This window comes from Rhizorhabdus sp. P4_G6, assembly GCF_056401045.1.
This window is the reverse complement of sequence record NZ_JBFUKC010000006.1, coordinates 104,568-128,702: the sequence shown is the minus strand read 5'-3', so window position 1 is coordinate 128,702 and position 24,135 is coordinate 104,568. Positions and strand designations below refer to the sequence as shown.

At 64.4% G+C, this 24,135-nt stretch carries 27 protein-coding genes; 17 read left to right on the top strand and 10 right to left on the bottom strand.

Going from position 1 to position 24,135, the window contains the following annotated elements; all coding sequences use genetic code 11:
- Positions 1 to 18: 18 nt before the first annotated feature.
- Genes AC1DPF_RS08945 through AC1DPF_RS08930 form a run of 4 tightly spaced genes read left to right on the top strand, consistent with a single transcriptional unit; the run spans position 19 to position 2,731 of the window.
- Entirely contained in the window at positions 19 to 1,227 is a 1,209-nt protein-coding gene (locus AC1DPF_RS08945) for a trans-sulfuration enzyme family protein (RefSeq protein ID WP_477960810.1), read from the top strand.
- Positions 1,228 to 1,229: 2 nt separating this feature from the next.
- Positions 1,230 to 1,628 carry a Co2+/Mg2+ efflux protein ApaG gene (gene apaG / locus AC1DPF_RS08940; protein WP_477866854.1) on the top strand — a complete coding sequence of 133 codons (399 nt, stop codon included), beginning with the start codon at positions 1,230 to 1,232 and terminating at the stop codon, positions 1,626 to 1,628.
- Between the two features lie 25 nt (positions 1,629 to 1,653).
- On the top strand, positions 1,654 to 2,439 hold the full coding sequence (locus AC1DPF_RS08935) for a LysR family transcriptional regulator (protein WP_477866852.1): 786 nt from the start codon (positions 1,654 to 1,656) through the stop codon (positions 2,437 to 2,439).
- Positions 2,440 to 2,494: 55 nt separating this feature from the next.
- Positions 2,495 to 2,731, top strand: a complete 237-nt coding sequence (locus AC1DPF_RS08930; protein ID WP_477866850.1) for a hypothetical protein — start codon at positions 2,495 to 2,497, stop codon at positions 2,729 to 2,731.
- 20 nt (positions 2,732 to 2,751) lie between these two features.
- On the opposite strand, the gene AC1DPF_RS08925 is transcribed toward AC1DPF_RS08930, so the two are convergent.
- From AC1DPF_RS08925 to AC1DPF_RS08905, 5 genes are all read right to left on the bottom strand, one after another.
- A complete protein-coding gene (locus AC1DPF_RS08925; protein ID WP_477866848.1) occupies positions 2,752 to 3,264 on the bottom strand; it encodes a hypothetical protein in 513 nt (170 codons plus the stop codon).
- A 50-nt stretch (positions 3,265 to 3,314) separates the two neighbouring features.
- Positions 3,315 to 3,965 (bottom strand): hypothetical protein, encoded by a 651-nt coding sequence (locus AC1DPF_RS08920; RefSeq protein WP_477866846.1) that lies wholly within the window; start codon positions 3,963 to 3,965, stop codon positions 3,315 to 3,317.
- Positions 3,966 to 4,079: 114 nt separating this feature from the next.
- Entirely contained in the window at positions 4,080 to 5,189 is a 1,110-nt protein-coding gene (locus AC1DPF_RS08915; protein WP_477960808.1) for an NAD(P)/FAD-dependent oxidoreductase, read from the bottom strand.
- Positions 5,189 to 6,247, bottom strand: a complete 1,059-nt coding sequence (locus tag AC1DPF_RS08910; RefSeq protein WP_477866842.1) for a type III polyketide synthase — start codon at positions 6,245 to 6,247, stop codon at positions 5,189 to 5,191. The genes AC1DPF_RS08915 and AC1DPF_RS08910 overlap by 1 nt, the downstream gene beginning before the upstream one ends.
- Positions 6,248 to 6,334: 87 nt before the next feature.
- Positions 6,335 to 7,774 carry a sigma-54-dependent transcriptional regulator gene (locus AC1DPF_RS08905; protein WP_477960806.1) on the bottom strand — a complete coding sequence of 480 codons (1,440 nt, stop codon included), beginning with the start codon at positions 7,772 to 7,774 and terminating at the stop codon, positions 6,335 to 6,337.
- A 156-nt stretch (positions 7,775 to 7,930) separates the two neighbouring features.
- Here AC1DPF_RS08905 and AC1DPF_RS08900 point away from each other — a divergent pair, with 156 nt between their 5' ends.
- The 4 genes from AC1DPF_RS08900 to AC1DPF_RS08885 are packed head-to-tail and all read left to right on the top strand — an operon-like array spanning position 7,931 to position 10,950.
- Positions 7,931 to 8,074, top strand: a complete 144-nt coding sequence (locus tag AC1DPF_RS08900; RefSeq protein ID WP_477866838.1) for an aa3-type cytochrome c oxidase subunit IV — start codon at positions 7,931 to 7,933, stop codon at positions 8,072 to 8,074.
- Positions 8,075 to 8,078: 4 nt separating this feature from the next.
- A complete protein-coding gene (locus AC1DPF_RS08895) occupies positions 8,079 to 9,200 on the top strand; it encodes an NAD(P) transhydrogenase subunit alpha (RefSeq protein WP_477866836.1) in 1,122 nt (373 codons plus the stop codon).
- 22 nt (positions 9,201 to 9,222) lie between these two features.
- Positions 9,223 to 9,510, top strand: a complete 288-nt coding sequence (locus AC1DPF_RS08890; protein WP_477866834.1) for an NAD(P) transhydrogenase subunit alpha part 2 — start codon at positions 9,223 to 9,225, stop codon at positions 9,508 to 9,510.
- A 21-nt stretch (positions 9,511 to 9,531) separates the two neighbouring features.
- A complete protein-coding gene (locus AC1DPF_RS08885; protein ID WP_477960804.1) occupies positions 9,532 to 10,950 on the top strand; it encodes an NAD(P)(+) transhydrogenase (Re/Si-specific) subunit beta in 1,419 nt (472 codons plus the stop codon).
- A 185-nt stretch (positions 10,951 to 11,135) separates the two neighbouring features.
- On the opposite strand, the gene AC1DPF_RS08880 is transcribed toward AC1DPF_RS08885, so the two are convergent.
- Positions 11,136 to 11,381 (bottom strand): HGGxSTG domain-containing protein, encoded by a 246-nt coding sequence (locus tag AC1DPF_RS08880; protein WP_477960802.1) that lies wholly within the window; start codon positions 11,379 to 11,381, stop codon positions 11,136 to 11,138.
- Positions 11,382 to 11,413: 32 nt separating this feature from the next.
- Positions 11,414 to 11,668: a hypothetical protein gene (locus AC1DPF_RS08875; RefSeq protein ID WP_477960801.1), complete on the bottom strand. Its 255-nt coding sequence runs from the start codon at positions 11,666 to 11,668 to the stop codon at positions 11,414 to 11,416.
- 377 nt (positions 11,669 to 12,045) lie between these two features.
- Between AC1DPF_RS08875 and AC1DPF_RS08870 the strand changes: the two genes are divergently transcribed.
- The 3 genes from AC1DPF_RS08870 to AC1DPF_RS08860 all read left to right on the top strand — a co-directional run bounded on the left by AC1DPF_RS08870 (position 12,046) and on the right by AC1DPF_RS08860 (position 13,836).
- Positions 12,046 to 12,456, top strand: coding sequence for a GNAT family acetyltransferase (locus AC1DPF_RS08870; protein WP_477960799.1), 411 nt, complete (start codon positions 12,046 to 12,048; stop codon positions 12,454 to 12,456).
- A gap of 194 nt (positions 12,457 to 12,650) precedes the next feature.
- Positions 12,651 to 13,334, top strand: coding sequence for a GNAT family N-acetyltransferase (locus AC1DPF_RS08865; protein WP_477960797.1), 684 nt, complete (start codon positions 12,651 to 12,653; stop codon positions 13,332 to 13,334).
- A gap of 196 nt (positions 13,335 to 13,530) precedes the next feature.
- A complete protein-coding gene (locus AC1DPF_RS08860; RefSeq protein ID WP_477960795.1) occupies positions 13,531 to 13,836 on the top strand; it encodes a hypothetical protein in 306 nt (101 codons plus the stop codon).
- 209 nt (positions 13,837 to 14,045) lie between these two features.
- On the opposite strand, the gene AC1DPF_RS08855 is transcribed toward AC1DPF_RS08860, so the two are convergent.
- Together AC1DPF_RS08855 and AC1DPF_RS08850 are read right to left on the bottom strand one after the other, a co-directional pair.
- Positions 14,046 to 14,303, bottom strand: coding sequence for a hypothetical protein (locus AC1DPF_RS08855; RefSeq protein WP_477866826.1), 258 nt, complete (start codon positions 14,301 to 14,303; stop codon positions 14,046 to 14,048).
- A gap of 110 nt (positions 14,304 to 14,413) precedes the next feature.
- Positions 14,414 to 14,812 (bottom strand): RidA family protein, encoded by a 399-nt coding sequence (locus AC1DPF_RS08850; RefSeq protein ID WP_477960793.1) that lies wholly within the window; start codon positions 14,810 to 14,812, stop codon positions 14,414 to 14,416.
- Between the two features lie 184 nt (positions 14,813 to 14,996).
- On the opposite strand from AC1DPF_RS08850, the gene AC1DPF_RS08845 reads away from it, so the two are divergent.
- Positions 14,997 to 15,566 carry a TetR/AcrR family transcriptional regulator gene (locus AC1DPF_RS08845; protein ID WP_477866822.1) on the top strand — a complete coding sequence of 190 codons (570 nt, stop codon included), beginning with the start codon at positions 14,997 to 14,999 and terminating at the stop codon, positions 15,564 to 15,566.
- 49 nt (positions 15,567 to 15,615) lie between these two features.
- On the opposite strand, the gene AC1DPF_RS08840 is transcribed toward AC1DPF_RS08845, so the two are convergent.
- A complete protein-coding gene (locus tag AC1DPF_RS08840; protein WP_477960791.1) occupies positions 15,616 to 17,337 on the bottom strand; it encodes an N-acyl-D-amino-acid deacylase family protein in 1,722 nt (573 codons plus the stop codon).
- Between the two features lie 201 nt (positions 17,338 to 17,538).
- On the opposite strand from AC1DPF_RS08840, the gene AC1DPF_RS08835 reads away from it, so the two are divergent.
- Genes AC1DPF_RS08835 through AC1DPF_RS08815 form a run of 5 tightly spaced genes read left to right on the top strand, consistent with a single transcriptional unit; the run spans position 17,539 to position 24,126 of the window.
- Positions 17,539 to 17,793, top strand: a complete 255-nt coding sequence (locus AC1DPF_RS08835; protein ID WP_477866818.1) for an acyl carrier protein — start codon at positions 17,539 to 17,541, stop codon at positions 17,791 to 17,793.
- Complete coding sequence (locus tag AC1DPF_RS08830) at positions 17,790 to 19,700, top strand: HAD-IIIC family phosphatase (RefSeq protein ID WP_477960789.1); 1,911 nt, start codon at positions 17,790 to 17,792, stop codon at positions 19,698 to 19,700. Before AC1DPF_RS08835 ends, AC1DPF_RS08830 begins: the two co-directional genes overlap by 4 nt.
- Positions 19,701 to 19,707: 7 nt before the next feature.
- Complete coding sequence (locus AC1DPF_RS08825) at positions 19,708 to 21,144, top strand: MBOAT family O-acyltransferase (protein WP_477960787.1); 1,437 nt, start codon at positions 19,708 to 19,710, stop codon at positions 21,142 to 21,144.
- A gap of 1 nt (position 21,145) precedes the next feature.
- Positions 21,146 to 22,243 carry an SGNH/GDSL hydrolase family protein gene (locus AC1DPF_RS08820; protein WP_477960785.1) on the top strand — a complete coding sequence of 366 codons (1,098 nt, stop codon included), beginning with the start codon at positions 21,146 to 21,148 and terminating at the stop codon, positions 22,241 to 22,243.
- A 53-nt stretch (positions 22,244 to 22,296) separates the two neighbouring features.
- Positions 22,297 to 24,126 (top strand): SGNH/GDSL hydrolase family protein, encoded by a 1,830-nt coding sequence (locus AC1DPF_RS08815; protein ID WP_477960783.1) that lies wholly within the window; start codon positions 22,297 to 22,299, stop codon positions 24,124 to 24,126.
- The last annotated feature ends 9 nt before the right edge of the window (positions 24,127 to 24,135 follow it).

The window sequence follows — 24,135 nt, the reverse complement described above, 5'->3', positions numbered from 1 at the left end:
TGACGGCAAAGCGAGGGCATGAAAAAGCTTACCGGCCAGGATCGTTCGATCACCACCAAATGGCGCCCTGCAACCCAGGCGGTGCGTGGCGGCACCGTGCGGTCGCAGTTCGGGGAGACCAGCGAGGCGATCTTCCTCACCTCGGGCTATGCCTATGATTGCGCGGGCGACGCAGCCGCGCGCTTCTCGGGCGAACAGAAGGGGATGACCTACTCGCGGCTCCAGAATCCGACGGTCGAGATGCTCGAGGAGCGGCTTGCGCTGATGGAAGGGGCGGAGGCGGCGCGCTGCATGGCGACGGGCATGGCGGCGATGACCGCGGCGCTGCTCTGCCAGCTCTCGATGGGCGATCATATCGTCGCGGCGCGCGCGGCCTTCGGGTCGTGCCGCTGGCTGACCGACACACTGCTGCCGCGCTTCGGGATCGAGGCGACCATCGTCGATGGCCGCGACAACGACGCGTGGAAGCGGGCGATCAAGCCGAACACCAAGCTGTTCTTCTTCGAGACGCCGGCCAACCCGACACTCGACATCGTCGATCTCGAGACGGTGTGCGGCATCGCCAGGGAAGCGGGACTGCTGACGGTCGTCGACAATGCCTTCGCCACGCCGCTGCTCCAGCGGCCGATGGATTATGGCGCCGATATCGTCGCCTACTCCGCGACCAAGATGATGGACGGACAGGGGCGCGTTCTGGCCGGAGCGGTATGTGGGACCAACGAGTTCATCAACACCACGCTTCTGTCGTTCACCCGGAACACCGGCCCGACCTTGTCCGCCTTCAACGCGTGGGTGGTGATGAAGGGGCTCGAAACACTCGACCTGCGCATCAATCGCCAGAGCGAGAATGCACTGAAGGTGGCGGAATTCCTCGACGGGCGGGTTCCGCGCACGCTGTTTCCCGCACTCCCCAGCCATCCCCAGCACAAGCTGGCGATGAAGCAGATGTCGGCCGGGGGGACGATCATCTCGATTTTCCTCGATGGCGGCCGGACGCAGGCGCATGGCTTGCTCGATGCGCTCGAACTGGTCGACATTTCCAACAATATCGGCGATTCACGCTCCTTGATGACTCACCCGAGCTCGACCACCCACGCCGGGTTGTCGGAGGAGGTGCGCGCTGAAATGGGAGTCGAGGAAGGCATGCTACGCCTGAACGTCGGGCTCGAGGATCCTCTGGACGTGATCGACGATCTCGATCGCGCGCTGAAGGCGGTCGGGCTGTGATCATGAAGGCGCTCTTCCCCCACATGGCGCAGACACGCGGCGTGGTGGTGCGGGTGGCGGTGTCGTTCATGCCCGAACAGTCGGAGCCGGCGCGCGGCCGATGGTTCTGGTCCTATCATATCCGCATCGAGAATGAGGGCACCCAAGCGGTGCAGCTGCTCACGCGCCACTGGATGATCTCCGACGGACGTGGTGGCCGGCACGACGTGCGCGGCGAAGGCGTGGTCGGCGAACAGCCGGTGATCGAACCGGGCAAATCCTATGACTATGTCTCGGGATGCCCGCTCCAGACGCCGACCGGTTCGATGGAAGGCAGCTACCATATGGTGGCCGAGGACGGCTCGACCTTCGAGGCGGCGATCCCGCGCTTTCCGCTGATCGGCCCGGCTGTCGCGATATGAATGCGTCGGTGAAGGCGAAGGCGGCGTGAAACGGACCCATCTGCCCCTCAACGGCCTGCGCGTCCTCGATGCCGCCGCGCGGCACCTGTCGTTCACTCGTGCAGCCGATGAGCTGGCGGTGACGCCGGCGGCGGTCGGCCAGCAGATCCGCGCGCTGGAGGATACGCTGGGTGTCGTGCTGTTCCGCCGCACCGCCAAGGGCCTGGAGCTGACCCCCGAGGGCGAGGCCGGTCTCGACGCCCTGCGCGCCGGCTTCCTGCAGTTCGAGGAGGCAGTCCGTGCGATGCAGGCGGGCCAGTCGTCCAAGACGCTGACGATCGCGGCGCCGCGCGATTTCACGGCCAAGTGGCTGGCACCGCGCCTGGCCGACTTCGGCCGAACCGATCCCGAGTTGCGCTTCGTGCTGCTGTCGTCAGACGAAGGCCTCGATTTTACCCAGGCCAATCTCGATCTAGCCATCTGCTATGCCGATGGGCCGGGCGAGCATGAGGGCGTCAAGCTGGCCGATGGCGCGATAGTCACGATCGGCCTGGCTAACGGCGCGCCGATCGGCTGGCCGGGCGCTCCCGCCGACGATAAGGGGGCGGCGCTGATGGTAGCCGACGCCGGTCTCGCGATCGACGCCGCCGCTGCCGGCTTCGGCACCGCCCATGTGCCGGCGCTCCTGGTCGAGCATGATATCGCCGAGGGGCGGGTGCGGGCCCACGGCGAACCGCGAGCCACTTCGAAAAGCTACTGGCTCGTTGCGCCCACCCCGCAATGGCGGCAGAAAAAGGTCAAGGCGCTGGTCGCCACCCTGACGGCGATATAGTCTCCGCGCTCAACCGGGCTAGCCATTGGAGCCATCGATGGCTATGGGAGTATCCATGCGTAAGCTTCTGATAATCGGCTGCTTCAGCCTCCTGGCGGGTTGCGTCAGCACCGCCAAGACCATCGTCATGGCACCGGTTCACGCCGTCGGCAAAGGTGTCGACTGGGCCACCACCAGCCAGGACGAGGCCGATCGTAACCGCGGCCGCGAAATCCGCAAACAGGAAGAACGCGACCGCAAGGACCGCGAGCGCGCGGAGAAGGAATGGCGGCGGGAACACCGCGGCGACTGATGGGCTTCAGATGTTCGAATTCATCCATTGAAGGCACTGAGAAAATCGGGATCAGAGAACAGGCGAGTCACGAGTGCGGGATAGAGCGCCATGTAGTTTCGCTCGGCGGCAGGGATTGCGACGCCTCCGATAAAGGACGAGTTCCATCGGGCCTCGACCGTGATGACCTTGCGGAAGTTCTGGATCGTCCCGCGAGTCACTGTGAACTCGGCCGCAAGAAGGCCATGGCCAGCATTTTCGCCGATGCCCGACCCGATCTCGCTGCGCACGATTTCGCCTGAGATTATGATGTTCGATGTCACGTCGAGGCGGCCGGCGGTACGGAGTTGCGCTTTCAGCGTCTCGCCGAGATAGCCGGCGAACGAGCCGCCTTCTGGTCGGATTGTTGCCGCTCGGACGCTTAAGCCTCGATCATGTTGTGGCGGTAGATTTGATGCTTGCCGAAAACTGCCCGTCCACATGGGCGGCAGATGTGCGGCGCTGATCGCCTGGACAGCATTTATCGAGGCGGTTTGGACCGGAACAGCGGTCATCGAACAGCCGATCAACGGGATCGCCGCCAGCAGGATGAAAGGTGCCGCTCTCATCGCACACCGGACTCGATGGTCGACGCCGTAGCGGCGGCAAATGCTGTGTCGCCCGCGATGTCGTTGAGACCGTGCGTGACGACTTGGTGTATGATCATCCGCACGGCTTCATCGATCTTCTTGACCGGAGTTGCATTGGGTGGCGAAGCTTTGGCGCCTATCTTCATATAGAGCCGGTGATGCACGGTGCGGGTTATCGGTGCTTGCCCATCGGCGCTTACATAGCTGAGCAGAACGTCATAGTCGTCAGCGACCACGGTGCCCGCAAGCCCCAGAGTAAGACCGGTTAGGAAGCCCTTAGAGGCGGCGTTTTTCTGCGTAATGTTGTTCATGACGATCGACAGCCGCGCTCCATCGAGTACCGCACCTTCGCTTACTTCGCTCGCAAACCCGCTCGCTTTTACTTCCTCCGTTACGATGGGCTTTGCATATTTGGTTGCCTTAGGATTGGAGGCCCCATCGGTTTGGAACTCGAACAGTAGTTGCGTGGGCTTGGGCGTAGCAATCTTGTGAATGTCAGTGGACGGGACCTCGCCAAGGCTGTTGTCGACATAGACGGCAGCCGACGCCGGCTGAGCGGCACATAACATTGCTCCGCACCCCCAGGGCAGGAGAAGCGCGAGTCCGCGCAATATGATTTTGAACATGATTCCCCCGATTTGATCCGCGACGAGCGCTAGCAAAAAAGAAGACAACTAGGATTCGGGGTCAAGTAAGATGGGACAATTCATCCGATTTGGATGTTTTTCGATGTGTAAACACTATTCGATTTCGATCCGCGTCAGCGCCGCTGCCTGCCGGACAAGGCTTGGGGCATGGCCAAGTAGGCCGATCAGCGGCCCTGCAAGCCACGGAGTCTCACCCATTTTCTTCAGCAGACTGGCGACCCGAACCGGCCGCCGGGCATTGTCCGCAAAGGCGAGTTGGAAGGCGCTTGCCGCAGCCGGGCCGCCGCTCAGGTAGAATTGCGCGGCGCTTGCGGCACTTGCCAGCGCGATCGCTATACCGTCGCCGGCGAGGCTCGCGATGACCGCGGACTGGTCGCCCAGCCGAAAGATGCCGGGATCGCTGTGCCGGGCGCGCCAGCCATAGGGAACGCGCGCCACGCTGGACCATGCGCCGACGCTTGCGGCTGCGCCGAAACGCTCGGCCAGCAGCGGCGCTTCGTTGGACAGGGCCTCGATCAAGCAGGCGGGCTGGCCGTCCGCGGCCTTGAGGCGGGACTGCGCCACCGACAGGCAAAGATTGATGGCGCCATCGTCCTGTATCAGCAGGCCCGCATAACCGTCCCGGAACAGGTGGAGTTCTATGCGATGCGCAAGTGCTGCGGCGAGCGCGGGCGAGGGTTCGAGCCGCACCCGCAGCCCCAGGGCCGGATCGAGTGCGGCGGGCACCGGCCGGGCCAGGCCGCGCAGTTCATGCTTGCCGGTGGCGAGGAACAGCGCGCCGGTCTCTATCATGCTCTCGTCGGCCAGATGGATGCGGCGCGTCACCGCATCGACCGTGCGGATCGCCACGCCGCGCTCGACGGCGGCGCCCTCTTCGGCGGCCCGCGAGATCAGGGCGGCGTCCAGGGTGCGGCGCGACAGGCCGGCTGCCGGGAAGGGAAGATCGGCCTCCGCAACCCGCTTGCCCGCGATCAGCCGCACCCTCCCGATCGGCCTGGCGCCGAGTGCGGCGGGATCGATGCCGACCCGCGCCAGCAGCGCGATCGCATCCGCTCCTAAGAAGCCACCGCACACGACATCCTGTGCTTCGCGGCTCCGCTCGATCAGCAGCGGCCGGGTGCCGCCGCGGGCGAGCAGGATTGCCGCGGCGGATCCGGCCGGACCGCCGCCGGCGATCACGACGGAGCGGCCGGGAGGGCCCATTACACGCTCGCGATCGCGAAGCCTTCGGCGGCAAGCCCTGGCCCGAACGCCACCGCGATGCCATCGACAGCCGCAGAGTCGGCCATCAGCCCACCCAGCACGAACATCAGCGTCGCCGAAGACATGTTGCCATAGCGGCTGAGCGTCCGCCGCGATTCTGCCAGTGCCGCACTGCCCAGGCCAAAGCCATGCTCGACCGCGTCGAGGATAGATCGTCCGCCGGCGTGGACGGCCCAGCTGGGAATGTCGCGCGCGGCGCGGTTGCCGAGGATGGCGCGTTTCATTTCTGGGGATTCGAGCGCCTGCGCGATCCGGCCCGGCACTTCGCCCGACAGGTGCATGACGAAGCCCTCGTCGCCGATCGTCCAGCGGATCAGCTCATCGCTGTCCGGCAGGGTCGCCGCGAAGAAGCGATCGATGGCTATGCCGCTGGGCTCGGCGCTTAACAGAGCCGCGGCGGCGCCATCGGCGAACTGGAGCTGGGCCAGCAGCGATCCGATCTCGGACGTGTCCTGCATGTGGAGCGAGCAGAGCTCGACCGTCACGACGAGGATGCGGGCGTCGCTGTCGGAGCGCGCGATATGGTGGGCGACCCGCAGTGCAGCGACCGCCGCATAGCAGCCCATGAAGCCGACGAGCGTGCGCTCCACCGACCCGTCGAGCCCCAGTTTGCGTGCGATGATCTGGTCGATGCCAGGGGCCACGAAACCGGTGCAGCTCGCCACGACGAGGTGCGTGATTCCGTCGATCGCGGTGCGCCGCCCGAGGTCGGCCACGGCTTTCAGCGCGAGGGCGGGCGCCTCCTGAGCATAGGTCGCCATCCGTTCGGAGGTCGGCGGCATGCCGTCGCCATAGAAGCCGTCGGCGTCGATGGGCGTCCCGCCGGGGCGCTGGCGGGGCAGCACGGTGAAACGGCGCTCTATGCCCGATCGGCCCGCCATCCTCAGGAACAATGCGCGTTCGCGTCCCTGGAGTCGTTCGCTCGCCCAGCCGATGAAGATATCATGTATGTCGAAGTCCGGAGCGGCGGTACCGATCGCGTGGATATGGGCAGTCATCGGGAGGCAACGCGCGACATCGGCGTTATGTCCCATGCGGAACGACCCGGCGCAAGCCATGTGGCGAGCGGCGCGGACGTCCGCCGCTTAGCCGGTCTGCTCGATCCCCAGCTCGCCGAGCTTGCGATACAGGGTGGAGCGGCCGATCTGCAGGCGACGCGCGACTTCCGTCATGCGGCCGCGATAATGGCCGATGGCAAGGCGGATCAGGTCGGCCTCGATCGCCTCCATCGGGCGAACATGGCCGTCGGGGCCGAATAGCGCGAGGCTGCGGATTGCATGGGCACTGGCCGTCGGGGGCGGCGAGGGCGTGTCGTCATTGGCCGGCGCCTGGGCATGGGCGTGCGCGACATGCGAGAAATCGGCGGCAGACAGCCGGCCGTTGCGGCAGAATATCGCGGCGCGGAACAGCACATTGTGAAGCTGGCGAACATTGCCGGGCCAGTCATAGCCTTCGAGCAGCGCCACCGCGCTGTCGTCCGCCATGAGCTGCGTCAAGCCGAGTTGGCGTGCGATCCGGCCGAGCAGATGTTCGGTGAGGGGCCTGATGTCTCCGGTGCGCTCGCGCAAGGGCGGCAGCGTGACCGGTACCACCGCCAGCCTGTAGAAAAGGTCTTCGCGGAAACGGCCCCGCGCGACATCGTCGGACAGGCGCCGGTTGGTCGCAGCGATCACCCGCACCGAGACCTGTCGAGTCGAAGTTGCGCCGATCGGCCGGATCTCGCCAGACTGGAGCACACGGAGCAGCTTGGCTTGCGCCTCGGCCGGCAGGTCGCCGATCTCGTCGAGGAAGATGGTGCCGCCGTCGGCATTGGCGAACATGCCGAGCCGCCGCTCGAAGGCTCCGGTGAAGGCCCCGCGCTCATGGCCGAACAGCTCGGACTCGACSAGATTGKCGGGGATRGCACCGCAATTGACGGTGATCAGCGGTGCCGCGCCGCGCGGCGAGGCGCGGTGGATCGCCTGTGCCAGCACTTCCTTGCCGACGCCGCTTTCGCCTTCGATCAGGATCGACGCTGGCGTGGCCGCGGCCCGCATCGCGGTGTCGACCGCCTTGCGGAAGGTCGGTGTAGAACCAATGATTTCCACGGAATCAGGTGCTTCCGCCCATTTTTCGGCAAGCGGTCGCAGCTCGCCGACGGGGCCGGGCGTGGCGACGGCATTGTCCAGTGCCGCGAGCAAGCGCATCCCGGCGATCGGCTTGATGATCACGTCTCGCGCGCCGGCGCGCATCGCCGCAACCGCGAGATCGACCGAATCCTGTGCCGTGACGACGACGATCGGCAGATTGGCAAAGCGGCTCTTCAGTTGAGCTATGGAGAGGACGGCCTGCTCGTCCGCCGCCCAGAGATCGATCAGCGCGGCATCCAGGCGCAAGTCGCTGCGGCGCACGAGATCGATGGCCGCGCCGACATCGGGCGCGCGGAGCACCCGCCACCCGGCACGCTGTGCGATGGTGGTCATCAAACCCGCCTGGGCAGGTTCGCTATCGATCAGCAAAAGCCCTGGCGGGCAGTCGCGAGCCATGCATTCTTCCCTTCCGCACTCTTGTTAGCGTTGAAAAGCTAAGGAAAAGCAAAGCGCGGGCGATTGCGGTGCGGCGGCGCCTATTAGGCCTTGAGACAGTCTATGCCTCTGTTTAGAAGGGCGCCGAAATCGACAACCAGTTCCCGGGGAAGAAACATGTCTGACGATCATGGCGCGCCGATGGATTACAAGGCTCACAATCAGACCTATGGCGGCTTTCTGACCCTGTTGAAGGTCGGCACGATCGCCAGCGCGATCACCGGCCTTTTGGTGATTTTCCTTATCGCCCCCAAGGGTTGATCCGTTGAAGATCGCAGTGCTGAAGGAGGTGTCGGCCGACGAGAGCCGTGTCTCCGCCACGCCGGAAACCGTAAAGAAATTCATTGCGCTGGGTGCCGAGATGGCGGTCGAGCGAGGTGCCGGCGAGGCAGCCTCGATCTCGGACGCCGACTATGAGGCGGCCGGTGCGAAGCTGGGCGACCGGGCGGCAACGCTGCAGGATGCGGACATTTTGTTCGGCGTGCAGGGCCCCGATCCGGAATCGGTGGGCGGAGCGAAGCCCGGCGCGTGGATCGTGGCCGGCCTCAATCCCTTCGCAGAACGCGCCCGCATCGATGCTTATGCCGCCAAGGGTTTCGAGGCGCTGGCGATGGAGTTCATGCCGCGTATCACCCGTGCGCAGTCGATGGATATCTTGTCGTCGCAGTCCAACCTCGCCGGCTACAAGGCGGTTGTGCTGGCCGCCTCGGAATATGGCCGCGCCTTCCCGATGATGATGACGGCGGCGGGCACGGTCTCGGCTGCGCGCGCCTTCATCATGGGCGTCGGCGTCGCCGGGCTCCAGGCGATCGCCACCGCCCGCCGTCTCGGCGCGCAGGTGTCGGCGACCGACGTCCGCTCGGCCACTAGGGAACAGATCCAGTCGCTGGGCGCCAAGCCGATCTTCGTCGAAGCCGTGAAGGGTATCGAGGGCGAAGGTTCGGGCGGTTATGCGACGGAGATGTCGGAGGAATATCAGAAGGCGCAGGCCGAACTGGTGTCCAGCCACATCGCCAAGCAGGATATCGTGATCACCACCGCGCTGATCCCGGGGCGCCCGGCGCCGCGGCTGATCACCGACGCGCAAGTCGCGACGATGCGGGCAGGCTCGGTCATCGTCGATCTCGCCGCCGAGAGCGGCGGCAATGTCGAGGGCTGCGTGGCCGGCCAGACGGTGGTACGGCACGGCGTCAAGATCATCGGCGCGAAGAACATGGCGGGGACGCTCGCGGCCGACGCCTCGGCGCTCTATTCGCGCAACCTGTTCAACTTCCTCAGCGCCTTCTGGGACAAGGAGGCCGGCAGGCCGGTTCTCGACGAGGAGATCGGCAACGCCGTCAGGCTGACGCAGGGCGGCAAGGTCGTCAACGAACGCCTGCTCGGCTGATCAACAGGAATAGGGGCACATCATGGACTTCATCTCGATCCTGTCGATCTTCGTCATGGCCTGCTTCGTGGGCTATTATGTCGTCTGGTCGGTGACGCCGGCGCTGCATACGCCGCTGATGGCGGTGACGAACGCGATTTCGTCGGTCATCATCGTCGGTGCGCTGATCGCCAGCGCGGCGGCGGGCAGTGCGACCGCCAAATATCTGGGCTTGCTCGCGGTGGTTTTCGCCAGCGTCAACATCTTCGGCGGCTTCGCGGTCACCGAGCGGATGCTCGCCATGTACAAGAAAAAAGAGCGCAAGGGCTAAGGCGCGGGCAGGGGTATAGACATGCATGAACTCGCCGAAACGCCCGCCTGGGCTTCGCTCGCCTACCTGATCTCGGGCGTCCTCTTCATCCTGGCGCTGCGCGGCCTGTCGAGCCCGACAAGTTCGCGCCGGGGCAACCGCTTCGGCATGATCGGCATGCTGATCGCGGTCGCGACGACGCTGGTGCTGCACGGCACCGGCCTGGTCGAGATCGCCATCGCCATCGCCATCGGCGGCGGCATCGGCTTCGTGACCGCACGGCGGATCGCGATGACCGACATGCCGCAGCTCGTCGCCGCCTTCCACTCGCTGGTCGGCATGGCCGCGGTGCTGGTCGCGGTGGCGGCGTTCCTCAACCCCGACGCGTTCGGCATCCTCGACGCGGCGACCGGCCACATCCATGATGTCAGCCGGATCGAGATGGGCCTCGGCGTCGCGATCGGCGCGATCACCTTCTCGGGATCGGTGATCGCCTTTCTCAAGCTCAACGGCAACATGTCCGGCGCGCCGATCATGCTGCCGGGCCGGCATGTCATCAATCTCGGCACATTGGCCGCGATCCTCGGCTTGATCGCCTATTTCGTCACCGACGACGCCCATTGGGTGTTCTTCACGGTCACCGCGCTGAGCTTCGTGATCGGCTTCCTGCTGATCATCCCGATCGGCGGCGCCGACATGCCGGTGGTCGTCTCGATGCTCAACAGCTATTCGGGCTGGGCCGCGGCGGCGATGGGTTTCACGCTCCACAACACCGCGATGATCATCACCGGCGCGCTGGTCGGCTCGTCTGGCGCGATCCTCAGCTACATCATGTGCAAGGCGATGAACCGCAGCTTCATCAGCGTGATCGCCGGTGGCTTCGGTGGCGGCGATACGGCGGCGGCCGGCGGCGCGGCGAAGACCGATCGGCCGTGGAAGCGTGGCTCGGCGGAGGATGCGGCCTTCCTGCTCAGCCAGGCCGAGCAGGTGATCATCGTGCCCGGCTACGGCATGGCGGTCAGCCAGGCGCAGCACACGCTGCGCGAGATGGGCGACCTTCTCAAGGCCGAGGGCGTGCGCGTCAAATATGCGATCCATCCGGTCGCGGGCCGCATGCCCGGCCATATGAACGTGCTGCTCGCCGAGGCGAACGTGCCCTATGACGATGTGTTCGAGCTCGAGGACATCAACTCGGAATTCGCGCAGACCGACGTCGCCTTCGTGATCGGCGCCAACGACGTCACCAACCCGGCGGCCAAGACCGACAAGAGCTCGCCGATCTACGGCATGCCGATCCTCGACGTCGAGAAGGCCAAGACCGTGCTGTTCCTGAAGCGCTCGATGGGCGGTGTCGGCTATGCCGGCGTCGACAACGATGTCTTCTACATGGACAACACCATGATGCTGCTCGGCGACGCCAAGAAGATGGTCGAGGAAATCGTCAAGGCGATGGCGCACTAAGGGGCCCCCGGGAGGGCAGGGCGCTCTCCTCCAGCAAACCTCGTCCCGGACTTGATCCGGGACCTTGCTGCGTTCGGCCGGCCGGTGTGTTGGTGAGCGAGGAAGAAGGAAGTGAGATCCCGGATCAGGTCCGGGGCGACGAGTGCGACAGGCGATAGGCTTGCTGGCAACCGGCTGCCGGATCATCAGGACCCGCCGCCGGGCCGCGTCGCGCGCAGATAGCGGGCGATCGCCGCGGTCGCGGCGGAGCGGGCGCCGTGCTTCCAGGCGTTGCGATTGTCCCGTGGCGCGCCGCTGCCCTTGCCGCCGTGCATCCGGCACCGCCCGCTGCCCCGCACCGCCGGCGACCGGCAGGGCGCTCCGGTGCGTGTCCGCGCTCCGCAGCGCGGCGCGTCTGTCAGGCATTTGGGGGCCGGGATTTCCCGTTGCATGGGGTTGTCCGCCCGTTTTTTTATTTTTTCGCTCACGTCCGTTCCCGATCGGCTTTCGCCATCGCCTCCAGCGCCGCCCGGCAATTCGCCTGCGCCTGCAAGGCAAGCCGTGCATAGCGCTCTCCGGCGCGCGGCCATCTGGTGTAATTCTCCGCCGCACGCCCCGCCAATTCGGCAAAGAGCGCATCGAGCGAGACCGCCCGCTTTCTCAGCATCTCGCGCATCAACGCCATGGGGTCGGTGGCGTCGGTGCCGCCCTCAGTCTCAGGGTTGGGGGGCTTGGTCATATCTTTCATCGGGCCCTTTCGGTGCGGACGCATTCGAGCCGGCGCGGCTATGCGATGACGAGGGCAATTCCGGCCTGTTTCCATCGCGCGCAAGCCTTGGCGTGCAGGGGCGGATTGCTAGCAGATGGTGCGCGGATATGCAAGAACAAATACGGAACACAATCCGGATAGGCCCATCAAGGTTCCACTACGTAAGCGGCACCTCGGCTCTCAAAGCAGGCCTGCATGGCTTCGGGCGTCGAGCACGAACGGGCGATCCGTTCGTCACACGCGCCGTGCGAGAGGCGAGCGGCGACATGAGGTGGCCTTGCGACGGTCCCCTATGGGCGGCAGTTGTCGGTGAATCGCCGCGCAGCGACGCTAGAAAGGAAAGTCTAATGGAGATCAGGCGATACCAAGCATCCGATTTCGATGGGGTTAAGGCCTTGTGGAACGAGGTGTTTCCGAATGATCCGCCGTGGAACCGAGCCGAAAGCGCCGTTCCGGCCAAACTTGCGTTCCAGCCTGACCTTCTCTTTGTAGGGGTAGATGGTACCGATGTTATCGGGTCCATTATGGCTGGGTACGACGGGCATCGAGGCTGGCTCTACTCAGTTGCGGTCCGCAAGGAGAACAGGCGCAGTGGCTTTGGAACCGCCCTTGTTCGGCAGGCTGAAGAGGCGTTGCATGCTCTCGGCTGCGGTAAGGTAAATCTTCAGGTCAGGACGACAAACGAGGCCATGGTGCGGTTCTATGAAAGCCTCGGGTATTCGGTTGAGGATCGCATTAGCCTGGGTCGCCAGCTGTAGCCCCGAGTGTAACGACAGCGCCCGGAGAGGGCCAGATCGCCATAAGAGTCCAACAGGGGTCGGCACCCGCCATTCCGTGCGGGCTGGACGGGAATGGCGATGATGGAGGGTGGAGCGGTCATTGGTTGCGGCCCATGCATTCAGCGGGGCTAAGGTCAGTTGATCAAATAACCGATGCGCGGCATGATCTCCGCATGTCCAACAGTGTGACGGAGCGGCCGCTGGGTCCAATCGTGCCGGACGCGGTGAGAAAGAGTCCCACGCTGGAATGCTACATGGGCGAGTCCGTGTCCCTAGAACCCCTGTCATTGGCCCACGCGGCTGAGCTTTGGGATGCAGCTCAAACAGCCGATATGTCCTGGACGTATCTGCGATATGGCCCGTTTCCGTGCGAAGAGGCGTTCGGCGCGCATCTCGAACAAATCGTCGGATTGCCGTACCAGCCCTTCTTTGCGGTGATCCCTGCTTCAAGCGGTAGAGCGGAGGGGTGGGCGTCCTTCTGCGACATCGTTCCAGCCAATGCGTCTATCGAGATCGGGAGCATCTGGTTTTCGCCTCGTCTGCAGCGCACACGGGCGGCAACGGAAGCCATATTCTTGATGCTCTGGCACGCCTTCGCGCTCGGCTACCACCGCGTCGTATGGCGCTGCAATGCATTGAATGCGGCCTCCATGCGGGCCGCTCAGCGGTTCGGATTTGTCTATGAAGGTACATGGAGGGAAGCCGAGATTGTCAAAGGCCGTCGCCGCAATACGGCCTGGTTCGCCATGCTTGAGCAGGAATGGCCGGAACGGCGGGCACGATTTGAAGCATGGCTCGACGACAGCAATTTCGATGCCTCAGGTCGGGCGATAAGGTCTTTGATCCCGGCCACTTGATGTCGGCTGTTTCGGACGGCCCGATAGTCGACCCTGCAAAGCGACTTCGCTCGGTAGCGGTCCATTCGAGCCGATCTGGAATGAGTATGGCCGGGATGGGTGGTTCGACTGTCCGCTTTCGACCTGCGCGGGCTAGAACGGACACTGCTTCAGCTTAGCTCGACTATCGGCCGATTTTGGATTGAAGTAAGCTGGGGTGGAGTTGGATGGGGCACGGAGCCGGGCGAGGGTACAAGGCCATCCCATCGCGTTCGGCCCTGATTTTGTCACCGACGCGGCATCCAGCGATTTGTCCCGGTTGAACGAGCGCGCTACCGGTAATCCCGTCTACGTCTTCGGCCACGACAATTGGACCCGGATGCCACCGACTTTCCTGCACGCCAAATCCGGTGATGACGGCGATTACCGGCGACCTCCTTTTGCGCTGCCTATCGCGATCCAACTGGCCGATAGCGATGGCCAGAACAGCAGCAGCGACAAAGGCAAGGATCAGAGGCATTAGCCCCATGCTTCTGGCCACAATGATCTGACCGTGAAGCCACTGAAGCACGCCCATAAGCCCCTCCTCTGCGACGGTGATAAATTTACACCATCACATGCTGGGACCAAACACCTAGTTCGATCGTCCGCTTATACATATACCGTAGGGCTCAGGAATGGACGGCAATTGGGTCCTCCTCCTATCCGTTGGCGAACTTCCACGCTCGGTGGCTAGGCGAATAGTTCCTTGTCGCAATCCAGCACGAACGCCAAAATGTCTTCTCTCAGGTTATGAGCCATATGCCGAGCGGCGGTGCGGATGTCCTCATCCCGGTTGTGGCCATTGGCCTCGATGGACATCGCGAGGATTGTTATCAGCGCCTCGCATATGGCTGGTGAAGAGGTGTACGTCGTACCTAGCTCCAGTCGCCCGGCGTCTAGAACTTCGCCAACGATCGTTGCGAGGCGATCATGCTCATTGTCCCCCATCCCGCTGCTGGTAGCAGCGGGAGATGTCCGACGTCAGCACTGGTTCCATCCAATTTGGATGTGAATGGCGGTGAGCAGGTGGTGCGCAGATGGGGACCCGCCAGGCCGGCCTATATCTTGCCGGGAATGCGGGCGATCACCTTGATCTCGAAATCAAAGCCGGCAAGCCAATTGACCCCGATCGCCGTCCAGTTTGGATATGGAGCCCGTTGGAAGATCTCGCTCTTCACGGCCATGACGGTTTCGAACTGCTTCTCAGGATCGGTATGGAAGGTCGTTACATCGACGATGTCATCAAAGCCGCACCCTGCCGCGACAAGCGTCGATTGCAGATTGGAGAAGGCCAACCGAACCTGATCCGCGAAGTCCGGTTCCGGTGAGCCATCATCGCGGCTGCCGACCTGTCCCGACACGAACAGCAGATTGTCGGATCGGATAGCAGCCGAATAGCCATGCGCTTCGTAGAGGGCATGACGGTTTGCGGGAAAGACGGCTTCACGCTGAGCCATATTCGAATTCCTTTCATGTCTGTTGCCCCTACGCGCAGAAAGCGCGCGCGGGCTGTTCAAAGAGAGAGCGATGCAGGTTGATATACGCACCGTATGTAGTACGAATACGATGTGTATGTCAATTCAAATACGAAGCGTATCTGAGCGGAGGTTTATTGTGGCTGCGAGGCGGCGTGTTGAAACGATGGAGGAAAACCGCGTCAAGCTGATCGCGGCTGCGCGAAAAGCGTTTGCTGCGAACGGTTTTGCAGCGTCCTCGATGGATGAACTGACCGCGGATGCCGGGCTCACCCGCGGCGCGCTCTATCATAATTTCGGCGACAAGAAGGGACTGCTCGGTGCCGTCGTGGCAGAGGTCGACGGTGAGATGGCCGCGCGCGCACAACAGGCCGGCGCGGGCGCGGAAAACGAGTGGGAGGGGCTGCTGGCCGAAGGCGTGGCTTATATCGAGCTGGCGCTGGACCCCGAAGTGCAACGGATCGTGCTGCTGGACGGACCTGCGTTCCTCGGCGATCCCTCCCGGTGGCCAAGCCAGAACGCCTGTCTGCAGCTGACGAAGCAAGCGGTGGCAAAGCTGGTTTCCGAAGCTGTCATGAAGCCTGTCGACGTCGAGGCTGCGGCCCGCCTTCTGAGCGGCGCGGCATTGAATGCAGCGCTGTGGGTGGCGGCCAGCGACGAGCCGCAATCAATCCTGCCGAAGGCGATCGAGGCGTTCCGGCTCATGGCGACGGGTTTTCTGGCGGAGCAAAGTTGACGTCCGCGTCTGGCAACGATCGCGACAACCGTGGCGATCGAGGGCGGCTTCAATCTCCGTAACTGCCGACCAGCTTGCCCGGCCGCGCGCCGGTATCCTCGCCCGTGCTTGTCACCACCTCGCCCGCAACCATCGTCGCCACATAGCCCACCGCCTTCTGCATCAGCCGCGGCGCGCCGGTCGGGAGGTCGTGGACCATATGGAGGCGGCCGGGGGTCAAAGCTTCGAAGTCGATGATGTTGATGTCGGCGCGCAGGCCGGGGGCGAGGCGGCCGCGGTCTTCGAGGCCGTAGAGCAGGGCGGCGTCGTGGGTTTGTTTGCGGACAATATGTTCGAGCGGCAGGCGCGGGCCACGGACGCGGTCGCGGGCCCAGTAGGACAGCATGAATGTCGGCGCGCCGGCGTCGCAGATCGTCGCGACATGGGCACCGCCGTCGCCGCCGCCGGGGACGGTGAGCGGGCTCTTCAGCATCTCATAGGTCGGATCGAGATTGCCATTCGCATAGCCCATCACCGGGCGATGGAGGAATCCGGTTCCGCCGCCGGCGAGCATCGTCTCGAGGGCGATCTCGCGCGGGGGGCGGCCTTCGCGCTTGGCGATGGCGAGGATGCTGTTGGTCTTTTCGGGTTCGTGATCGCCGTCGCCGAACGGGTAGATGCCCTTCCACTGGCTGAAGCCGGTGACGCCGCCGAGGATGTCGTCGACACCCTCGCTGGCCATCTGCTGGCGGAGGCCGGTGTCGGCCTGCAGCGCGCGCACCCTGTCGGCGAAGGGGCGGTCGAGCAGGGCCTGCCATGTGGCGGAATTGATGAAGGGATGGAGCTTGCTCTCCAGGCAGACCATGATGCCGATCGCGCGGCAGAACATCTGCGGCACGACCATCGCCCGGTTGCGGCGTTCGTCGCCGCAGGCCTTGAGCTGCTCGCGCCACCAGTCGGGCTGGACATGGTTCTGACCTGTCAGGAAGGTGATCGGACAGCCGGTCTCGGCCGAGATCGCGTTCATCCAGGCGAGTTCCCTGGCCGGATTGACCAGATCCTCGCCGAGCAGGCCGGCCGGTGCCACTTCCATGACCCCGCGCCCACCCGCGACGGTCGCCGCGGCCAGGGCGCGGAGTTCCTCGACCGCAGCGAAGGTGCCCGGCACGGGTTCGCCGTCCATCGCGCGGTGGACGACGGTGCGCGAGGTCGAAAAGCCGAGCGCGCCGGCCGCCATGCCTTCGCGGACCATGTGCGCCATGGCGGCGATGTCCTCTTCGGTCGCGGCTTCGTTCAGGGCGCCGCGCTCGCCCATCGCATAGGCTCGAAGGGGGCCGTGTGTCATCTGCGCGCCGATATCGATGGCGAAGGACCGTCGCGCCAGCGCCTGGAGATATTCGGGAAATGTCTCCCATTCCCACTGGATGCCATCCGACAGGGCGGTGCCGGGAATATCCTCCACGCCCTCCATCAGTCCGATCAGCCAGTCGCGCTTGTCGGCACGCACCGGTGCGAAGCCGACGCCGCAATTCCCCATGATGACGGTGGAGACACCATGCCAGAAGGACGGCGCCACCTGATCGTCCCAGGTGACCTGGCCGTCATAATGGGCGTGGACATCGACCCAACCGGGCGTGACGAGGGCCCCATCGGCGTTGGTCGTCCTGCGCGCAGGCCCCGAAATGCGGCCGATCTCCACGATCTTGCCATCGGTGATCGCAATATCTGCGGTGAACCCGGCCCGGCCGCTACCGTCGACAATAGTGCCGCCCTTGATGAGATGGTCGAACATGCTGCGCCCCCGCGGCTCTGCGTGCCTGTCGCAGACCATATAGTAACCAATTGCGGTCTATGCCTAATTGGCACTGATTGCGATTTCTTGAAGAAGCTCCGATGGACCATCCCACATGGTCGGCGCTTTGGCGAGAATTTTCAGTGTGACAAAGTCGACATTCGGGGTCGTTGAAGATATCGAGGCGAAGGGGGCCTTTGAATGGATCGCAGTGCAATCTACGAGAAGCTCACCGAGCTTTTCCGGGACATCTTCGACGATGACGACATCGTTATCGGAGACGACACCACAGCAGCAGATGTGGAGGGCTGGGACAGCCTGACCAACATAAGGCTGATCCTGGCAGTCGAGACCGCGTTCGGCATTCGACTTTCCGCTGCGCAGGTATCTGCGCTCGCGCAGTTGGGCGATCTTGTCAGCGTCATCGAGAGAAAGCTCAACCAGGCCGCCGCATGAGCAGAGGCCTGTTCCGCGATTTGCAGTGGCTTCCCCGGCCTGCGGATTTCCGGGCTGAGTGCGAAGCGCTGCGGACCGCGGAGGGGGATTGCGGCGACGCGATCAAGGCACTCGCCGCGCACGCCCTGGATGATGTCCAGCTCAACCGGCTGGCGAAGCTGATTGCCCGAATGCAAGCCGACGGGCGCTCGACCAGGCCGCTCATTCCCTTTCGCCTGGGTGTTATCGGCAACGGCACCCTCGATCTTGTCGTGCCGGCGCTGGTCGCCACGGCAGCCCGCCATGGCTTTCTGCTCGAATGCGTGACCTCGGAGTTCGGACAGGCCGCCCAGGATGCGCTTTCGCCCGGCTCCGGGATCAACCGTGCCCGATGCGATGCGGTGCTGGTTGCGATCGATCATCGCGGCTTGCCGTTGGGTGCATCGTCTGGCGATCCGGCGCTGGCGCAGGATCTTGTCGCCGAGTCCCTCGACATCATCCGCCGGATGCAGGCGGGCCTGCGCGACCATGGCGGCGCCCATGTCATCCTCCAGACGCTCGCCACGGTCCCGGAGCCGCTGTTCGGCAGCATCGACAGGGCGACGCCTGGATCGCTGCGTCATGCGGTGGACGCCTATAATCAAGGCTTGTGGGACGCGCTGCGCGATGCCAGCTCGTCCGTGCTCGACGTCGCGGCGCTCGCCGAAACCGTGGGTCTCGCCGAATGGCATAGCCCGACGCAGTGGAACATCGCGAAGCTGCCGTTTGCGGCGGCCTATCTGCCGCTCTACGCCGATCATGTCTGCCGCCTGCTGGGCTCGCTTCGCGGCCGGAGCCGCCGGGCGCTGATCCTCGATCTCGACAATACGCTGTGGGGTGGCGTGATCGGCGACGATGGTCTCGATGGCATCGTGGTGGGGCAGGGCGACGGCACCGGCGAAGCCTATCTGAGCGTCCAGCAGCTTGCCCTGTCGCTGCGCGCGCGCGGCGTCGTGCTTGCGGTGTCGTCGAAGAACGACGATGCGGTCGCGCGGCAGGTGTTCCGCGAGCACCCCGACATGCTGCTGCGCGAGGACCATATCGCGGTGTTCCAGGCGAACTGGAACGACAAGGCAACGAACATAAAGGCGATAGCCGACGAGCTGTCGCTGGGTCTCGACGCCATGGTGTTTCTCGACGACAATCCCGTCGAACGGGCCTTGGTGCGGCGTTTCCTGCCCCAGGTCGCGGTGCCGGAGTTGCCCGAGGATCCAGCGCTTTACGCCCGCACATTGGCCGCGGCCGGCTATTTCGAGGCGGTCGTCGTCTCCGAGGAGGATCGCGCCCGCGCCGATTTTTACCAGGGCAATGCCCGCCGCGCCGCACTCGGCAAGGCGGTAGGCGATGTCGGCGACTATCTCGCCGCGCTCGACATGGAGATCGATTTCCGACCGTTCGACCGGATCAATCGCGCACGAATCTACCAGCTCATCAACAAGTCGAACCAGTTCAACCTGACGACCCGCCGCTATACCGAAAGCGAGGTCGAGGCGCTCGAACAGCAGGACGGGGTCTTCACCCTGCAGGTCCGGCTGTCGGACCGGTTCGGCGACAATGGCATGATCAGCGTCGTCATCTGCCGGCAGGTCGAACGTAGCTGGATCATCGACAGCTGGCTGATGAGCTGCCGCGTGCTCGGCCGCGGCGTCGAGCGCATGGTGCTTCGCCACCTGATCGAACAGGCGCGGTCGCGCCGCATCGCGACGCTGATCGGCGACTATATCCCCACGCCGCGCAACGCGCTGGTCCGGGACCACTATCCGGAGCTCGGCTTCTCGCCGGCGGATGGAGAGGGGGAGGTGACGCGCTGGACGCTCGCCACCACCGCCGAAATCACAGTGCCGCCGATGCGGATCGCTGCTTCCCCCGATGCCGTAGCAGCGGCGTAGCACCGCCATGGCCGTGCCATCGATCAGCTTTCTGATCCTCGTCTTCGTCGCGGCCATCCTGTTCAACCTGTCGAGCGCGCCGCGCTGGCGGCAGTTCGTGCTGCTGGTGACGAACGTCTATTTCCTGTCGACCTTCGTGCATGCTCCGGCCGAGCTCATCCCCTATGTCGGCTTTCTCGGTCTCGGATTTGCGTTGGTCCATATGGTGCGCCGGGGTGTGCCGACAATCGCCTATGCCGCGTCGATCGCGGTGCTGCTGTTCAGCTTTTTCTGGCTGAAGAAATATACTTTTCTGCCGTCGGCGATCTTCATCGGCTCACCCTATTTGCTGGTGGGCATGTCCTATGTCTTCTTCCGGGTGATGCACCTGTTGATCGACGCGCGCTATCCGGAGGACGCCTATCGCCTGACGATCGTGGATTATGTGAACTACACGCTCAATTTCACCAGCGTCACATCGGGTCCGATCCAGCGTTATGAGGAATATTTCCGCATGACGACCAGCGAGGCCTGGGGGCTAGGGCCGCTCGATATCGGCGTCGGGCTCGAGCGCATCCTGATCGGGCTCTGCAAGATCATGGTGCTCGCGGTGTTCGTCGGCATCGTGCAACAGCGGCTTGCCTATCATCTGACGCCGGACAGCGGGATGCTCGATCGCGTTGGGACGGTGATGGGCCTGACGGCGCTCTACCCGATCTATCTCTATTTCAACTTTTCCGGGTACACCGATTTCGTGATCGGCGCGGGACGCTTCTTCCGCATCAAGCTTCCCGAGAATTTCGATCGGCCGTTCACGGCGACCAGCTTCATCGATTATTGGAATCGCTGGCACATGTCGCTGTCGAACTGGCTGAAAAGCTATGTCTATACGCCGCTGGTCACCAGCCTGGCGCGGCACGTCCGCAACCCCGATCTTCTGCCCTATATGAGCGCGGTCGGCCTGTTCGCGACCTTCTTCCTGATTGGCGCCTGGCACGGCCGCACCGCCAATTTCCTATTCTTCGGGCTGCTTAACGGCGCCGGTGTCGCGCTGAATCAGGGTTACCGGATCGTCATGATGAAGCGCCTCGGTCGCAAAGGCTATGCGGCGCTCGGCAACAGCGGCTGGTACAGCTTCATCTGCCGCGGCCTGACCTTTACCTGGGTCGCTTTCACACTGCTGTGGTTCTGGTCAGACTGGACCGAGCTGGGCCGGTTCGCCGCCATGCTGGGGCCGGTCGCGATCGCCGCCGGATGGGGATCGCTGGTGATCGTCGCGGCGATCGCACTGCATGTGCTGATGCGGATTCGCGACCGCAGCCTCGCCCCCGAATGGCGCGACCGGCCGGTCCTCAACTCGCGCTATGTGCGGACCGCCTGGATGTCGGTGATGCTGCTCTGCGTACTGGTCGTGCAGGGCGTCATGGACGCCGGCCCGCCCGGTATCGTCTACAAGGACTTCTAGGGTGCTGAAGCGCGATTTCCTGTTGCTGCCGTTGATTGCCATCGGGACGATGCTGATCCTGATCGTCCCGGCCGAATGGGCGTTCCGGACGGCTTATCCGGCAGTGCTCGCGGATGCCTGCATCGCCAAGACGCCGCTGCATCCCTATGCGCACGGCCTGGCGAACTGCACATCCTATCTGAAGGCATCCGAAGGGCCATGGGCGGCCAATCGCTATAACGCCTGCGGCTATCGCACGCCGGAGGGCTGCGGGCTCAAGCCCGTCGGCAGCCTGCGCGTGGCGGTCGTCGGCAGCTCCACCGGCGCGGGCTACGCCGTCCGCTATGAGGATACCATGTCGGCGCGCGCGGCACGCGCGCTGAGCAAGCGGTGCGGCCGTCCGGTCGAGTTCCAGAATCTGGGTGTGCCCGGTGAGCAGAGCCGCAAGCTGGCGCGCCGGTCTACCGAGGCGCTGTCGCTGGTCCCGGACGCGCTGCTAGTGGTGATTTCACCCTTCGATTTCGAGCTTACCGCCGATCTTCGCGCCGACGATCCGGCTGAGCGCACCGCGAAGAAGAGTCCGGTACGGCGCATGAAGGCCGCCATATCCTCCTCGCGGATGCTGTACATGGGGTCCTATTTCCTGCTCCGCGACGACGGCTCCTATCTTCCGATCTATCTTCGATCGGGCAGCAACCCCGATTTCATGCGCGTGCCGATGCCGCCGCGCTGGCAGGATGCGCTGCACGCGTTTGACGTGGCCATGGCCAAGGTGGCGCGCCAGGCGCGGGAGCACGGGGTCCCGGTGACGCTGTTGTTCGTGCCGCAGCGGGCCGAGGCGGCAATGGCCAGCTCGCACATGCATCAGGCCGGCTTCGATCCCCAGCAGCTGCCGCGGATGCTCCGCGCCATCGCCGCCAGGAACGGCGTCGCCTTCGCCGATATGCTGCCCGAGATCCCGCCGCAGACGCCTAGTGCGACGATCTTCTATCCGGTCAACGGCCATATCAACGCCGAAGGTCATGCACTCGCCAGCAAGGCATTGCTGCGCCGGATGACCGCGCCCGGCAAATTCATGGACAAATGCTTGGCCCCGGCACCTGGGCTCGTGGGGCGCTGAGGATCGCAGCCTCGGGGCTGGCCATTTACTACCCTGCCGTCTAGCGTTGCGCGATGAATCGCCGACAGTTCATCAGGATGAGCGCCCTCGCCGGCACGGCGCTGATCGCTCCGTCCATTGCGGCGCAGCTTGCGGACCGGCCGGACATGTCGGAAGGTCCGGGCAGCTTCTTCGCCGACTTTGCGAGTGGCAGCTACGGAAGCGGCGGCTTTGCCGAAGGTCTCGGCTTCAGCCGTTCTTCGACCAAGACCGATCTGCTGCCGTCGTCACCACCCAATGCCGGCTACCATGTTTACGAAACGGACGTTCCCGCGATCGTGCCGGGCAAGGGCCTGCTGATCGAGGAGTCTCGCGAGCAGTTCCTCGGGAATCCGGACAAGCCGGCGTCGCAATCGGTGACGCTGACGGCGGGCGGTCTCTACGTACTGTGGGTCAATGGCAGCGGTCGGGCGACCGTGGCGCCGGGCACCGCCGTGCTGGGCGGGGCGGGCAGCGCCACGCAGGGCGCGCCGCTGGTGTTCCGGGTGATCGCCGCCGGCACCGTCCGGGTCATCGTCGTCGGCGCGCTACAAGCTTTCCAGCTTGAGAAGGGCGCGGCGGGAACCTCGTTCATACCAGCAAAAGGCCGCCGTGCCGCGGACAAGGTCGTCCCGGCGGGGCCACTCGCGGCGATCCTTGGCGGCGACACCGGCGCCGTGCTCGTCGCCGCGAAATCGACCGAGGCGACAGATCCCTATGCCAGCCTGGTGCGGATCGGCGCGAACGCGCTCGGCATGGATTTCTACGACGGCGGAATATCGGGCACCGACGACAATTCGGATCATGTCAAGACCGCCGCGCTAGGCGTCGGCCGTTTCCGCGAAGGCGCAAAGGCACTGCTGGCCTGGAAACCGACGGGTCGCAGACTCGTCGCGGGAGGCGGGGTCGTCACGCGCGGCGCTCCGCTCAAGGTGAGCAACGCGACGGCCATGTCGATCGGGGTGAACGGCAAGGATGGCTGGAACGGCTATATCCAGCGGATAGACGCGTTCCGCGAAGTCCCCCCCGACGCGCAATTGAGGGTCATGACAGCCGCGGCCACGCCGCAGATCGTGATGATGGGCGACAGCCTGACCTCCCGTAACGAGGGAGGACCGGAAGGCTTGTCGATCCCGGCCCGGCTGGGGGCGCTGCTCGGCAAGACCGTGTTAAACGGCGGGGTCGGTGGCGACAGCAGCAGCCAGATCGCCAAGCGCTATGCCAACAGCCCGGAACTCTGGTCGCTGCCGCTGGTGATATGGGCAGGGCGCAACAATTACATCGAGGGCGAGCAGGTGAAGGCCGACATCGCCGAGATGGTCGGTCGCAACAGTTCGGGCAAGGTGCTGGTGCTGTCGGTGATCAACGGCCAGCTCGCGGGTGAGCAATCCGGCGGAAGCAACTATGGCCCGCGCGTTGCCCTGAACCGAAGTCTGTCCAAGAGCTACGGTGCGAACTTCCTGAATGTCCAAGCTGCCTTGCTGCGTCGCTTTGATCCGCTCAACCCGGTGGACGTGCTCGATCGGGATCAGGATCGCGTGCCTTATTCGTTGCGCGCACTGAACGATGGTGGTGGACGCTTTTACCTGCCGTCCCCGATCGATGCGTCGCAATCGGCGTTCGAAACCTCCTCGGTGGTGCGGCCGGATTTTGTCATGCGGATCGGCCAGGAGTATTTGTTGGTGCAATCCGCCACGAGCTCCCGGATCGATGCGACCCAGCGTGGTTATGGCAAGGGCGGCGAGGCCAGCGCTCACGCTGGCTACAGCCCCTACACACGAACCGACCCGGTTCATCTGGGCGACAAGGGTCGGGCGGTCGTCGCCGCGGCCATCGCCGAAAAGATCAAGGCGCTTGGCTGGTAGCGGCCGCGC

Coding starts and splice junctions, on each gene's coding strand:
- AC1DPF_RS08885 (WP_477960804.1), top strand. CDS start 9,532: ATGCATGAACTCGCCGAAACGCCCGCCTGGGCTTCGCTCGCCTACCTG.
- AC1DPF_RS08930 (WP_477866850.1), top strand. CDS start 2,495: ATGCGTAAGCTTCTGATAATCGGCTGCTTCAGCCTCCTGGCGGGTTGC.
- AC1DPF_RS08925 (WP_477866848.1), bottom strand. CDS start 3,264: ATGACCGCTGTTCCGGTCCAAACCGCCTCGATAAATGCTGTCCAGGCG.
- AC1DPF_RS08880 (WP_477960802.1), bottom strand. CDS start 11,381: ATGCAACGGGAAATCCCGGCCCCCAAATGCCTGACAGACGCGCCGCGC.
- AC1DPF_RS08900 (WP_477866838.1), top strand. CDS start 7,931: ATGTCTGACGATCATGGCGCGCCGATGGATTACAAGGCTCACAATCAG.
- AC1DPF_RS08865 (WP_477960797.1), top strand. CDS start 12,651: ATGTCCAACAGTGTGACGGAGCGGCCGCTGGGTCCAATCGTGCCGGAC.
- AC1DPF_RS08890 (WP_477866834.1), top strand. CDS start 9,223: ATGGACTTCATCTCGATCCTGTCGATCTTCGTCATGGCCTGCTTCGTG.
- AC1DPF_RS08875 (WP_477960801.1), bottom strand. CDS start 11,668: ATGACCAAGCCCCCCAACCCTGAGACTGAGGGCGGCACCGACGCCACC.
- AC1DPF_RS08855 (WP_477866826.1), bottom strand. CDS start 14,303: ATGGGGGACAATGAGCATGATCGCCTCGCAACGATCGTTGGCGAAGTT.
- AC1DPF_RS08830 (WP_477960789.1), top strand. CDS start 17,790: ATGAGCAGAGGCCTGTTCCGCGATTTGCAGTGGCTTCCCCGGCCTGCG.
- AC1DPF_RS08945 (WP_477960810.1), top strand. CDS start 19: ATGAAAAAGCTTACCGGCCAGGATCGTTCGATCACCACCAAATGGCGC.
- AC1DPF_RS08850 (WP_477960793.1), bottom strand. CDS start 14,812: ATGGCTCAGCGTGAAGCCGTCTTTCCCGCAAACCGTCATGCCCTCTAC.
- AC1DPF_RS08915 (WP_477960808.1), bottom strand. CDS start 5,189: ATGGGCCCTCCCGGCCGCTCCGTCGTGATCGCCGGCGGCGGTCCGGCC.
- AC1DPF_RS08845 (WP_477866822.1), top strand. CDS start 14,997: ATGGAGGAAAACCGCGTCAAGCTGATCGCGGCTGCGCGAAAAGCGTTT.
- apaG (WP_477866854.1), top strand. CDS start 1,230: ATGAAGGCGCTCTTCCCCCACATGGCGCAGACACGCGGCGTGGTGGTG.
- AC1DPF_RS08825 (WP_477960787.1), top strand. CDS start 19,708: ATGGCCGTGCCATCGATCAGCTTTCTGATCCTCGTCTTCGTCGCGGCC.
- AC1DPF_RS08910 (WP_477866842.1), bottom strand. CDS start 6,247: ATGACTGCCCATATCCACGCGATCGGTACCGCCGCTCCGGACTTCGAC.
- AC1DPF_RS08840 (WP_477960791.1), bottom strand. CDS start 17,337: ATGTTCGACCATCTCATCAAGGGCGGCACTATTGTCGACGGTAGCGGC.
- AC1DPF_RS08835 (WP_477866818.1), top strand. CDS start 17,539: ATGGATCGCAGTGCAATCTACGAGAAGCTCACCGAGCTTTTCCGGGAC.
- AC1DPF_RS08870 (WP_477960799.1), top strand. CDS start 12,046: ATGGAGATCAGGCGATACCAAGCATCCGATTTCGATGGGGTTAAGGCC.
- AC1DPF_RS08920 (WP_477866846.1), bottom strand. CDS start 3,965: ATGTTCAAAATCATATTGCGCGGACTCGCGCTTCTCCTGCCCTGGGGG.
- AC1DPF_RS08815 (WP_477960783.1), top strand. CDS start 22,297: ATGAATCGCCGACAGTTCATCAGGATGAGCGCCCTCGCCGGCACGGCG.